This window comes from Rhodomicrobium vannielii ATCC 17100 (genome assembly GCF_000166055.1).
GTDB lineage: Bacteria > Pseudomonadota > Alphaproteobacteria > Rhizobiales > Rhodomicrobiaceae > Rhodomicrobium > Rhodomicrobium vannielii.
Window position 1 is genome coordinate 2937941 of record NC_014664.1, and the last position, 12490, is coordinate 2950430.

A 12490-nucleotide genomic window follows, 5' to 3' on the forward strand; every position below is an offset into this window, starting at 1 on the left:
AGGCTGCGTTCGATGATGGAAGACGCTGCACGGATCGAGGGCCTGCTTCAGGCGATGACCCTTGAAGACAAGGTCGGCCAGCTTGCGATGATAAGGGCCGATTTCGACGCAGCCGGTTCGACGCTTCTTGCGCCGAAGGTTGCCGATATTACGGCAGGTCGCGCGGGCAGCGTTCTCGATCTGCGCGGCGCGAGCGCGATCCTTGCGGCGCAAAAGGCTGCGGTCGAAGAGTCGCGCCTCAAAATTCCGCTGCTCTTCACGCTCGACGTGCTGCACGGCTATCGCACGATCTTTCCCGTTCCGTTGGGCGAAGCGGCAGCGTTCGATCCTGACCTTTGGGAACGCACCGCGCGCGCGGCGGCCATCGAGGCGGCGGCGGACGGTATCGCGCTGACCTATGCGCCCATGCTTGATGTTGCGCGCGATCCGCGTTGGGGCCGCATCGTGGAAAGCGCAGGCGAGGACCCGGTTGTGACGGCGCGCTTCGCAGAGGCGAAGGTCAAGGGTTTTCAGACGGACGATCTGGCGCGCGGCGATGCCCTCGCGGCAACGGCGAAGCATTTCGCGGGCTATGCCGCTGTCAACGCGGGGCGCGAATATGCCTCCGCCGACTTCTCGCAACGCACCGTCGAAGAGGTGTACCTTCCGCCCTTCGCCGCGTCGGTTAATGCAGGCGTCGCAGCCATCATGCCCGCCTTCATCGAACTGGCGGGCGTGCCGCTGACCGCGCATCGGGCGCTGTTGACCGGCGTGCTGCGCGAGCGCCTCGGCTTCGACGGCTTGCTCATCAGCGATTTCTTCGCCGTGGCGGAACTCATCAAGCACGGCGTGGCGGCGGATACAGCGGAGGCGGCGGCGCTCGCGCTGAACGCGGGCGTCGATATCGACATGGCGAGCGGCACTTACACCGACGGCTTGCCGGAAGCGCTGGCGCGGGGGCTCGTCCGCATCGAGACCATCGACGCCGCCGTGCGTCGCGTGCTCGCGCTGAAACTTGCGCTCGGGCTTTTCGATAAGCCGTATGCGCGCGGCGAAAATGCGCTTGCGCCCGCAACGGTTGAGGCGCACCGGGCGCTTGCCCGTGAGGCAGCCCGGAAATCCATCGTGCTTCTGCAAAACAACGGCGTGCTGCCGCTCTCGGCGCAAACAGGCCGCCTCGCCGTCATCGGGCCGCTGGCCGACGCACCCGGCGAGATGCTCGGGCCTTGGCGTGCGGCGGGCGAAGCTTCGGAGGCGGTGAGTTTCCTCGACGGCGTCAAGGCGGCGTTTCCGCATACCGTGATCGTGTACGCGAACGGCGCGCACATACCCGCCGCGCTCGAAGCCGCGCGCTCCGCCGATGCCGTGCTCTTGTGCCTCGGCGAGACCGCCAACATGTCCGGCGAGGCTAACAGCCGCGCGCGCCCTGTCGTCCCCGAAGCGCAGCGCGCCCTCGCCGAAGCGGTTTTCGAACTCGGCAAGCCGGTTATCGTGACGCTGACCTCGGGCCGACCGCTGGTCGCGCCGTGGCTGTTCGAGAAGGCCGACGCCGTTCTCGCTGCGTGGTTCCTCGGCTCGGAAGCCGGCAACGCGCTCGGCGACATCCTCAGCGGGGCAGTATCGCCCAGCGGCAAGCTCCCGCTGAGTTGGCCCTTTGATGTGGGCCAAATCCCCATTTATTACGGCGAACGCCCGACGGGACGCCCCGCCGATCCCGAAAATCACGACACGAGTAAATATATCGACGCGCCGAACGAACCGAAATTTCCCTTTGGCCACGGGATCGCGTATACTACGTTCGACTATGGTGAGCCGCGTGCGAGCGTCGAGACGCTGCGCGCCGGTGAAAGCGTCGCGGTGGAAGTCGACATCGCGAATGTCGGCGGTATGGCGGCCGAAGAAATTGTATATTTGTTTATCCGCGATCCGCTTGCTTCCGTGACGCGACCCCTCCTCGAACTGAAAGCCTTCACCAAGATAAAAACACTTTCGGGCGAACGCGTTACGGCGCGCTTCGATCTGACGACCGACGATTTTTCATTCCCCGATGCCGACGCCATACGTCGCATTGAACCCGGTGAAATCGAAATCCTTACAGGCCCGAGCGCTGACGCTGCGTTGTTAACGCGCTGTCGTGTTCGCGTTGTAACAGTCGATTAACCGGCTCGATCACTTCCCCCCTCAATTGGATGGTACGATACATGTCTGAATCTGAATACGAAATCGCGAACCACACGTCTCTTGACGTGTCGGAGCTGGCGGCGGCCTTGCGTGGCCAGAACCCGCTGTTCCGCAAATGGGCCGAAGGTTATGGCGTCATCAAGCACCAGGACGTCACCCAGGTGCGCATTTATGGCCTGGCCGAAACGCTGATCAAGGCGGGCAAGGCGAAAAACCTCGACGAAATCCTGAATAAGCTCATCGCGGCCGACCGCTTGACCAGCGCCGCGATGTGGATCGTCGTCCACATGACCTATGCGACCCGCGTCGACCTTGAAGGTCGCCCGCTCGCCGCCAACGACTTCAAGCACGCGCCGGAAGGCCACACCGGTGGCTCGCTCAACGTCGCGCCCGCTTATGTCGGCTACTTCCTCGCGAACGCCCTGACCGGCGAAACGCGCTCATGGGTCATGGGGCAGGGACACACCGTCGCCGCTATCGAATCCGTGAACCTTCTGCTCGACAATCAGACGCCGCAGCAGAAAGACCGCTATTCGCGCAACGCCGCAGGCCTGCAAAACCTCGTCCGCGACTTCTACTCCTACGCCATCGCGCCGGACGGCTCGCCCGGCGTGCCGCTTGGCAGCCACGCCAACCCGAACACGGCTGGCGCGACGATGGAAGGCGGCTATCTCGGCTTCGCGGAAGTGGAATATGTCCACATGCCGCTGAAGGGCGAGAAGCTCGTCGCGATCCTCTCCGACGGCGCTTTCGAAGAGCAGCGCGGCAGTGAATGGTCCTCGCGCTGGTGGCGTCCTGGCGACAGCGGCCTCGTCGCGCCGATCATGATCCTGAACGGCCGCCGCATCGAGGAACGCAGCGAGATCGAGCAGCAGGGCGGCACCGAGTGGCTGAACGACCACCTGCGCATCAACAACTTCGACCCGATCGATATCGACGGAACCGATCCGGCGGCTTTCGCCTGGTCGATCCTCATTTCGGAGTCGAAGCTCGAAGGTCGCGGTGCGCTGACGCTCGCGGGCAAGCGCGATTATCCGATCCGTCTGCCTTATACGGTCGCGCGCACCATCAAGGGCTACGGCTTCCCCGGTGCTGGCACGAACCGCGCGCACGGAACGCCGCTCCTCGGCAATCCTCGCCACGACGAAGCCGCGCGCAAGGAGTTCATCGAGGGTGCGGCAGCTCTGTTCGTGCCGCCCGCCGAACTTGAAACGTCCATCGCTGCGTTCAATGTCCACGCCGAGCAGCACCGCCCGAAGGAAGGCGACCATCCGATCGCGGCGCGCAATGTGGCAACGCCGGCGTTCCCCGAAACTGTGTGGTCCGAGGTTGGTGTCGACGTCTCGCCGATGTCAGCGGTTGACCGCTTCTTCGTGGATCTCGTGAAGGCGAACCCGAACCTTCGCCCGCGCGTCGGCAACCCCGACGAACTCGGTTCGAACCAGATGGGCCTGACGCTCGCGCATCTGAAGCACCGCGTGAACGTGCCGGAAGAAGGTGTGCCGGAATCGACGGAAGGCGCGATCATCACCGCGCTGAACGAAGAAGCCGTGATTGGCGCGGCGCTTGGCAACAAGGGCGGCCTCAACCTCTCGGTCAGCTACGAAGCCTTCGCCGTCAAGATGCTTGGCGCGCTCCGCCAGGACATCATCTTCGCGCGGCACCAAAAGCATCTCGGCAAGAAGCCGGGCTGGATCGGCGTGCCGGTCATCGCCACGTCGCATGCGTGGGAAAACGGCAAGAACGAACAGTCGCACCAGGATCCGACGCTGGCCGAGGCGCTGCTCGGCGAAATGTCGGACACGTCGCGCGTGCTGTTCCCGGTGGACGCGAACACCGCCGTTGAGGCGATGCGCACGATCTATCGCGACCATGGCACCATCGGTACGCTCGTCGTCTCGAAGCGCCCGGTGCCGTCGCTCGTCTCGCCGGAACTCGCGGTGAAGCTCTACGAGACCGGCGCGGCGACCTTCTCCGGCGATCTTGCGAAAGCGGACGTTCAGTTGATCGCGCTCGGCTCTTATCAGCTGGTGGAGGCGATCAAGGCCGGAAAGCGGCTCGAAGCGAAGGGCATCAAGGTGGCGGTTACGATCGTCGTCGAACCGGGCCGTCTGCGCGAGCCGCGCGACCACGTCGAAGGCAAGTTCGTGCTGTCCGATGCGCAACTGGAAGCGCTGTTCCCGGCGCGACTGCCGCGCGTCGTCGTCACGCATACGCGTCCTGAGCCCATCATCGGCGTGCTTCGTCGCATCGATGGCGGCCCGAAACATATGCGCGTGCTTGGCTACGTCAATCGCGGCGGCACGCTCGATGCGGCCGGTCTCCTGTTCGCCAACTACTCCACGTGGGCGCACATCACGCGCGAGGCGGCGAAGCTCATCGGCAAGGACGCGTACAAGGTTCTCACCGAGGAAGAAGTCCGCACCATCGACGGGCATGGCGATCCGCATCTCGTGATGAACGCCGCGTTCTGATTTATCGCGGCGGTCCATCGGAAATCTGGTGGATAGCAGAACAAGCAAAGGGCCGAGCATTGACTCGGCCCTTTCTTTTTTTCCAAACGAAGCAAAGCGTTGCAACCGCGCAACGGTGTAGGGCGGCATCTGGCAATATCTGGACGCTTTTCATGTCGCGCGAACAATGAAGTTGCCGCGAAAAGGACGCCATCTCGCCTTACACATGACTTGGTGTATTAATTGTTAATAAAAAATAGACGATTTGTTCCTATAACGCTTTTCATCGATGCAGAAGCTGCATCTTCTGAAGCAAAACGGAGCACACCATGAACATCCTCTTCGAAGGCCTCTCCACTATCTTCGCTTTCATCAAGGAAGAATTCGATCTCGACCCCGCGAACCTCTGGCTTCGCTAAACAATCGCAAGATCGAATATTTACCTGATACTCAGGGTTCGCACGGCGAACGATGCAGAGCTACAGAATTTGTATTCGTTGCGTTTAACCAGCGGCGGCGAGCCTTCAGACCTCGCCAAGGGACAGTCGCTTTTCTGAATTGAGACCGTCGAAAGCAGCAAGACCGGCGATTTCCGGCCGCCCGATCCGGCTCCTGCTTTCGAGAATGCCGCGCTTTCCGCGGACCACGGCGCACCCGCCAGCCGAAATCCGGCGCGAGGTCGCTCATCGAGCTCATGAGCGACCGCCACACAATTCACCCGCCGCACTCTTCACGCGGCGGCGCTGTCGCCCGCATCGAGAAGCACGGCGATATTGATCTTCCCGGTCCGTTCCAGCACCCCGATCGAGACATTGCCGCTTGGCTCCGGCCGGACGGTGAAGCTGATCGACGCATCCCCGAGCCTCATGTTGCGGATCGTGATTTCGCCAATCGACATCGGCACCACAGGATTTCGCAGCGTGATCGTGCGCTGCGGCAGGCTGTAATGCAGCCCGAGCACCGCCTGTAACAAGTGAAACACCGCGCCGCTCGCCCATGCCTGCGGCGAACAGGCCACGGGATACAGCGTTGGGCCACGGCTGCGCCGACGAGGAAAGCCGCAGAACAGCTCCGGCAACCGCCGCTGGTCCATATAAGCCGCCGCTTGCATCAGCCCGTCGAAGATTGGTGCGATGCCTTGCGTCAGCCCGTAACGCGCGAGGCCGACGGCGATGATGGCGTTGTCGTGCGGCCAGATCGAACCATTGTGATAGGACATCGGATTGTAGCGCGCCTCGCCCGAGGCAACCGTGCGAATTCCCCAGCCCGAATTGAAACGCGGCCGTAACAGATCGTCTGCGACATACCGCGCGCGTTCGGGCATCATGATGCCGGTCGCCATCGCGTGCGCCGCGTTGCTCGTGCGGACGCGGCAGGGCTGCTTCTTCCCGTCAAGCGCCAGAGCGTAGGTGCCGAGGTCGTCGCACCAGAAGGCCGCCTCGAACCTCAGACGAAGAAGCTCCGCTTTCGCGATCAGCGTATCCGCGCGCTCGATCTCGCCGAGAAGCTTCGCACAATCCGCCGCCACCTTCAGCGCCGCGTAGACATAGCCCTGCACTTCGACCAGCGCGATAGGCCCGTCCGCGAGCGAGCCGTCGGCGTGGAACACCGCGTCGTGCGAGTCCTTCCAGCCTTGATTGACGAGGCCGTTCTGATTGGCGCGCGCGTATTCGACGAAGCCGTCGCCGTCCGGGTCGCCCGGCCCGTCGATCCAATCGAGCGCGGCGATCACGTTCGGCCAGATCTCGCGCAGGAATGCGATGTCGCCCGTGCGTTCGACATATAGCCCCGCGAGCAGCACGAAAAGCGGGGTTGAATCGACGCTGCCGTAGTAGAGGCCGAAGGGCACCTCACCGAGCGCGGCCATTTCGCCGCCGCGCATCTCGTGCAGGATCTTGCCGGGCTGCGCATCGGACGCGTCGTCGAAGGTGGTGGCCTGAAACCGCGCGAGCCGCTTCAGGACGCCGCGCGCGACAGACGGGTCGAACCACAGAAGCTGCATCGCGGTGATGAGCCCGTCGCGACCGAAGGTCGTGGAATACCACGGAATGCCCGCATAGGGATATTTGCCGTCCGTCGTCTTCGTCATCAGCATGCGCAGATCGGCGAGCGACCGACAGATGATCTCGTTCACCACCGCATTGGATGTGTTGACGCTCGCGATCTCGTGCGGCTTGCCGACGAGGTCGCGGCGGGCGTGAAACAGCCCCCAGAGGAATGAGTCGGCGGCGGGCTGCCCTTCCCCGTCGCACTTGATCGCCACATAAAGGCGCTCGGTCTCGCGCGACGCGAGCGTAATCTTGAAGCGCGCCGTCGCCTCCGTCAGTTCGACCGGAGCGGGCTCGAAGGTGAGCGTCGTCTGTCGCGCTTTTCCGTCGATGCCGGTGTAACTCAGCTTGACCTTGTCCTTGCCGACGACCTCCTTCTTCAGGGAGCCGCGCACGGGGCGCCGCATGCCGCGCACCTCGAACAGGTCGGCGAAATCGGCGTCGAAATGAAAGAGGAGGTCGAGCGAGACGGGCTCAGCGCCATGATTGACGAACGCGTTACGTTGCGCCAGCCCGCCATTGTGGAGGTAGATCGTGCGCTTGATGTGCACGGTGTCCTTGAGCAGCCCGATCCCGTCGCCATCGACATGGATGTCGGGGTTGGTCAGGTCCGCGCGCATGTTCAGATTGTCGTCGCGCATCGTCGAGCCGAGGAGGAGCGGCATCTCGCCGTTCACGCACACCGAGAGCTTCGACAGATGACGCGTGTCGTGAGAGTAGAGCCCGCTGGCTTCATCGCTTGCGCAGCCGATGTCGCCGTAATTGTCCATCACCGCAAAGCAATCGTTCTGCTTCAGAATGCAGCGCGGCCGTGATGGAGCGCCTGCCGAGGCGATATAGAACGGGGATTGTTCGCTCTCCGGTATCGTGTCGCAGGCGCTCGGGTCTTTCGGCGCATCCAGCATTCAGAACCTCTTCGTTCGCTGATGGTTTGGCCCCCGCCTCCTGATGAACAACTGCCCGGCGCTAAAGCGCCGCCGGTGGGCAATTGTTGATGCTTTCTCGGATATTTTACTGCATCATCGCATAAAACCGCGATCAGTTTCATGGGAGAATGGCATGGCATTCGAAGCACTGAAAGCTGAACTCGATCTTCTCATGCAAACGGTTGCGGACGCGCCCGAAGATCGCTTCGGCTTCTACATCCAGTTGAAGGAAAAGCTGAACCAGGCTCGCGCCTTCGGTTACACGCCTCCTCAGGATCTGGTCGATCTCGAAGCCGAACTCGACAAGGAATTCACGGACGAGAACGCCGAAAAGTTTCCCCGTCCGTCCTGATCGAAGCGGCCAACGCGGCTTGCCCCTAATGCACCGACGCCGGCGCTTCCGGCTGCGGCTCGCTTTCCAGTGCAGCCGCGATTACATCGTCCACGCGTTCGAGCCATATGAAGTCGAGGCTCTTGCGCGTCTCTTCCGGGATGTCATCATAATCGCGACGATTGCGCGCAGGCAACATAACACGCGTTAACCCCGCGCGCGCCGCCGCCGTTACTTTTTCCTTAATGCCACCAACCGGCAACACGAGACCGCGCAGGCTGATCTCGCCCGTCATTGCCGTGTCGCTGCGCACCGTGCGCCCCGACAGCAGCGAATAAAGCGCGGTAAACATTGCCACGCCGGCGCTGGGGCCGTCCTTCGGGGTCGCGCCCGCTGGAACGTGGATGTGGATGTCGCTCTTCTCGAAGAGAGCCGGATCGAGCCCGAGCGATGCCGAGCGATTCTTGATAAGGCTGAGCGCGGCTTGCGCGCTTTCGCGCATCACGTCGCCGAGTTGGCCGGTGAGGATGAGCACCCCCTTGCCCGGTGCGCGCGTCGCCTCGATGAAGAGGATGTCGCCGCCGACGGGCGTCCAGGCGAGGCCCGTCGCCACGCCGGGAACGCTGGTACGCATCGCCACTTCGTTCTCGAAACGCGGCTGGCCGAGGATGCCCACGAGGTCGTCCGTGTGGATCTGCACCTTTTCGCCCGGCGCTTCGGCGATGCGCACCGCGACGTTGCGCAGCACCTTGCCGATCTCGCGTTCGAGCGAGCGCACACCCGCCTCGCGTGTATAGTCCTCGATGATGGCGGTCAGCGCGTCGTCGTCGATGCCCGCCTGCTCGGCGGTGAGGCCGTTCGCTTCAAGCTGGCGCGCCACGAGATAGCGCTTGGCGATTTCGAGCTTTTCCTTCGCCGTGTAGCCCGCAAGCTGGATGATCTCCATGCGGTCGAGGAGCGGGCCGGGGATCGTGTCCAGCATGTTCGCCGTCGCGATGAAGGTCACGCGAGACAGGTCGAACGGCACGCCGAGATAGGCGTCGCGGAACGTATTGTTCTGCTCGGGGTCGAGCACTTCGAGCATCGCCGCGAACGGGTCGCCCTGAATGCCGCGCCCCATCTTGTCGATCTCGTCCAGCATCATCACCGCGTTGCGCTGACCCGCCTTCTTGATGCCCTGAATGATATTGCCCGGCAGCGAGCCGATATAGGTGCGCCGATGGCCACGGATTTCCGCCTCGTCATGGACGCCGCCGAGGCTGACGCGCACGAAGGGCCGCTCCATGGCGCGCGCGATCGACTGGCCGAGCGAGGTCTTGCCGACGCCGGGCGGGCCGACGAAGCAAAGGATCGGGGCCTTGCCCTGCGGCGCGAGCTTGCGAACGGCGAGATATTCGATGATGCGCTGCTTGATCTTGTCGAGGCCGAAATGGTCGTCTTCGAGGATCTTGCGCGCTTGCGCGATGTCGATCGGTTTTTCATCTGGCAGCGCCCAGGGAAGCTCGGTGAGCGTGTCGAGATAGGTGCGGATCATGCCCGCTTCGGCCGCCTGCTCGGGCAGACGCTCATAGCGGCGAAGCTCCTTTTTCGCCTGCGTCTCCACCTCGGTCGGCATCTGCGCCTTTGCAATGGCTGCGGCAAGTTCGGCTACCTCATCGGATTTGCCATCACCCTCGCCGAGCTGGCGCTGGATCGCCGCCATCTGTTCGCGCAGCACGGCCTCGCGCTGGCGCTCGTCGAACACGGCTTTCGTCTGCCGTCCGATTTCCTGCGTGAGGCGCAGCACCTCGATGCGCTCGGACAGAAGCCGCGAGACCTTTTCCATGCGGATGGGCAGATCGATGGTTTCGAGGATTTCCTGCTTCTGCTCGCTCGGGATGTCCATATAGGCCGTCACGAGGTCGGCCAGCATTGCGCCCGAAGTCGCGTTCTGCATTGCGTTGACGAGTTCGGTCGGCACCTGCGGCAGAAGCTCCAGCGCCTCGACCGCCTTTTGGCGCAGCACCATCATGCGCGCTTCGATCTCCGCGCCATCCTCCGACGGTTCGACGATCCGCTGCACATTCGCGATCAGCACGGGCCGTTCCTGCTGGAAGTCAAGCACGCGGAACCGCTCGACGCCCTGCACGATGACGTGGTGTGTGCCGTCCGGCGCGGTGACGTAGCGCGCGATATTCGCGACGGTGCCGACGCGATGCATGTCGTTGCCGAGCGGCTCGGCGTTGCTGCTGTCGCGCTGCATGAGGATGCCGATCTGCTTTTCCTCGCGCATGGCCTGCTGAACGGCCGCGATGGAAATCGGCCGGCCGATGGAGATCGGGAAGAGCGTGCCGGGGAAGATCGTCGTTTCGCGGATCGGGAGGATGAGAAGCGCGTTTGAACCGTCGGTGCCATCCGCCACGGTTTCACCGGGCTGCATCTCGGCCTCCGGCGCCGGACCGGTTTTGGATTGATCCATTATGACGCTTCCTTGTCAGAGAGATTTCTTTTCGAGGGTGATGAGCAGGCAGCCGTTGCTGGCCTGCCGCTGGACCGAAACATAATGCGCAGGCGGTAGCGGGATGCGCCGCGCGAACCGCCCCTGCGGCAGCTCAAGCTGATGAATGAGCGCCGTGCGCAATTCCTCCGGCAGCGAGCGCTTGCCCGAGACGGTGAGCATGCCGCCCTCGATAACCGCATCCACGGTTTCGGGATCGACGCCCGGCAACGCGCACAGGATGAGCACCTCGGTCTTCGTTTCGAGAACATCAACAGGCGGCTCCCAGGCCGGTTGCCCCGCCTGATGATGAACCTGAAAAAACTGCTGGTGTAGACGCTGGGCGCGGGAAAGGCGGTCAAGCGCCTCGAACCACATCCAGGTCGTGAATTCCTTTTTTGTCATGAAGTGCGTTCCTGACATCGGATGCTCGGATGCGCGTGAGAGCCACAGCCCGAGCCGGATCGAGGGAATGGGGGTGCCTGCTATTCCCGGATGAATATGGACGGTGGGTGGGACAGCTTTCAAGGCTTCGCAATACGGATTATCCAGCGGGCGAGCGGCGCTTCCCTCGCAAGGAAGGCGAGGCTACCGGTGCGGGGCTCTCCCGTAGAGTTTGCGAAGCTCGTCCTTCGCGCGTTCGAGCACCTGTTTGCGCTCGGCGGAAAGACTGTGGCCTGCGCGGTTGATGTAGAAGGTGAGCATCGACATGGCCGAGCGGAACGGCGGAGCCTTGCGGCGATCGCTCTTTTCCGCCGAGGCCTTCAGCGAGGCCGCGATTTTCCTCGGATCGTCGAGCGTGAAGACATCGGGTTCAAGGCTTAACGCGTCGCTCGTTTCGGTCACATGCTGCGACCATCGATTTTGACTCGCCATCTGCTGTCTCCCAAGGCGCCGGAAGGGCGCATGCCGGGGAGAACGCTCGGGCGCGACCGGTGTTCGGTCGGCGACTTGTGTGCAAAAGTCGGAGGCCTGCTGCATCGGTGTGCGTCATGAGGACGCGAGCTTATGCAAATGCCGTAAAATTGAGCACAAATGCGGCTTGCCCGTTTCACACGCAGATTTACTGTGAGCAGATGAAACATATAATGCGATCCGCGCTCTCTTTTTGCTTATCCTGACAACGCGCTCTCAACCCGTTCAATCAACCAAATAAAGGAGTTTGCATTCATGGCCCTTTCCCGCTGGGTACTCGGACTAGCCTTGTTTGCAATGCCGGGACTGGCTCAGGCGCAGGATCTGACCGGTACACTGAAGAAGATCAAGGACACCGGCACCATCACCATCGGCTATCGCGAAACGTCGATCCCGTTCTCGTATCTGGGCGCGGAAAACAAGCCCGTGGGCTTCGCGATGGACATCTGCGAAAAGATCGTCGACGCAGTGAAGAAGGAACTGAAGGACGACAGCATCAAGACGAATTACGTCGCCGTTACGTCCTCCACGCGCATCCCGCTGATCGCCAACGGCACGGTGGATCTCGTTTGCGGCTCGGCGACCAACAACGCCGAGCGTCAGAAGCAGGTGTCCTACACCAACTCGCACTACCTCTCCGAAAGCAAGTACGTCACCAAGAAGGCCAGCAACATCAACTCGATTGCCGACCTGAAGGGCAAGACGGTCGTTTCCACGGCGGGCACGACCAACATCAAGCAGCTCAACGAGCGCAACCAGGCGGATAATCTCGGGCTGACGATCCTTACTGCGAAGGATCACGCCGAAGGCTTCCTGATGGTCGAGACCGATCGCGCCGCAGCCTTCGTGATGGACGACATCCTCCTTGCGGGCCTGGCAGCGAACTCGAAAGACCCAAGCCTCTACGTGATTTCGACCGACGCATTCTCGAAGGCCGAGCCTTACGGCATCATGCTGCAGAAGGGCGACGAGCCGTTCAAGAAGGCGGTCGATGACGCCACGGCGGAGATCTACAAGACGGAAGGCCCGGCGCTTTACAAGAAGTGGTTCCAGAGCCCGATCCCGCCGAAGGGCATCAACCTCAATCTGCCGCTCTCGCCCGCGCTCGCCAAACAGTTCGAAGCGCCGCTCGATGCGGCCGACCCGGACGCGTACATCCGTTAATTGCATTGCGAGGCGCC

At 62.7% G+C, this 12490-nt stretch carries 8 protein-coding genes; 4 read left to right on the plus strand and 4 right to left on the minus strand.

Translation table 11 applies throughout. The features are described from left to right. Positions 1-12: 12 nt before the first annotated feature. Both RVAN_RS13615 and RVAN_RS13620 read left to right on the plus strand, forming a co-directional pair. On the plus strand, positions 13-2139 hold the full coding sequence (locus RVAN_RS13615) for a glycoside hydrolase family 3 N-terminal domain-containing protein (RefSeq protein WP_013420288.1): 2127 nt from the start codon (positions 13-15) through the stop codon (positions 2137-2139). A gap of 41 nt (positions 2140-2180) precedes the next feature. Then, positions 2181-4634 (plus strand): hypothetical protein, encoded by a 2454-nt coding sequence (locus RVAN_RS13620; protein ID WP_013420289.1) that lies wholly within the window; start codon positions 2181-2183, stop codon positions 4632-4634. A gap of 709 nt (positions 4635-5343) precedes the next feature. Here RVAN_RS13620 and RVAN_RS13625 read toward each other — a convergent pair. After that, positions 5344-7566, minus strand: coding sequence for an amylo-alpha-1,6-glucosidase (locus RVAN_RS13625; RefSeq protein ID WP_013420290.1), 2223 nt, complete (start codon positions 7564-7566; stop codon positions 5344-5346). Between the two features lie 154 nt (positions 7567-7720). Between RVAN_RS13625 and RVAN_RS13630 the strand changes: the two genes are divergently transcribed. Continuing rightward, positions 7721-7939, plus strand: coding sequence for a hypothetical protein (locus RVAN_RS13630; RefSeq protein WP_013420291.1), 219 nt, complete (start codon positions 7721-7723; stop codon positions 7937-7939). Positions 7940-7964: 25 nt separating this feature from the next. Here RVAN_RS13630 and lon read toward each other — a convergent pair whose 3' ends face one another. The 3 genes from lon to RVAN_RS13645 form a co-directional block, all read right to left on the minus strand. Next, on the minus strand, positions 7965-10337 hold the full coding sequence (gene lon, locus RVAN_RS13635; protein WP_041789234.1) for an endopeptidase La: 2373 nt from the start codon (positions 10335-10337) through the stop codon (positions 7965-7967). Positions 10338-10391: 54 nt separating this feature from the next. Next, a complete protein-coding gene (locus RVAN_RS13640; RefSeq protein ID WP_013420293.1) occupies positions 10392-10799 on the minus strand; it encodes an Hsp20/alpha crystallin family protein in 408 nt (135 codons plus the stop codon). Positions 10800-10982: 183 nt separating this feature from the next. Further along, a complete protein-coding gene (locus tag RVAN_RS13645; protein WP_013420294.1) occupies positions 10983-11270 on the minus strand; it encodes a DUF3175 domain-containing protein in 288 nt (95 codons plus the stop codon). Positions 11271-11564: 294 nt separating this feature from the next. On the opposite strand from RVAN_RS13645, the gene RVAN_RS13650 reads away from it, so the two are divergent. Further along, the gene (locus RVAN_RS13650) at positions 11565-12473 is read left to right on the plus strand and encodes an amino acid ABC transporter substrate-binding protein (protein WP_013420295.1); all 909 of its coding nucleotides are present in this window, start codon (positions 11565-11567) and stop codon (positions 12471-12473) included. The last annotated feature ends 17 nt before the right edge of the window (positions 12474-12490 follow it).

Coding starts and splice junctions, on each gene's coding strand:
- RVAN_RS13650 (WP_013420295.1), top strand. CDS start 11,565: ATGGCCCTTTCCCGCTGGGTACTCGGACTAGCCTTGTTTGCAATGCCG.
- RVAN_RS13615 (WP_013420288.1), top strand. CDS start 13: ATGATGGAAGACGCTGCACGGATCGAGGGCCTGCTTCAGGCGATGACC.
- RVAN_RS13630 (WP_013420291.1), top strand. CDS start 7,721: ATGGCATTCGAAGCACTGAAAGCTGAACTCGATCTTCTCATGCAAACG.
- RVAN_RS13640 (WP_013420293.1), bottom strand. CDS start 10,799: ATGACAAAAAAGGAATTCACGACCTGGATGTGGTTCGAGGCGCTTGAC.
- RVAN_RS13625 (WP_013420290.1), bottom strand. CDS start 7,566: ATGCTGGATGCGCCGAAAGACCCGAGCGCCTGCGACACGATACCGGAG.
- RVAN_RS13620 (WP_013420289.1), top strand. CDS start 2,181: ATGTCTGAATCTGAATACGAAATCGCGAACCACACGTCTCTTGACGTG.
- lon (WP_041789234.1), bottom strand. CDS start 10,337: ATGCAGCCCGGTGAAACCGTGGCGGATGGCACCGACGGTTCAAACGCG.
- RVAN_RS13645 (WP_013420294.1), bottom strand. CDS start 11,270: ATGGCGAGTCAAAATCGATGGTCGCAGCATGTGACCGAAACGAGCGAC.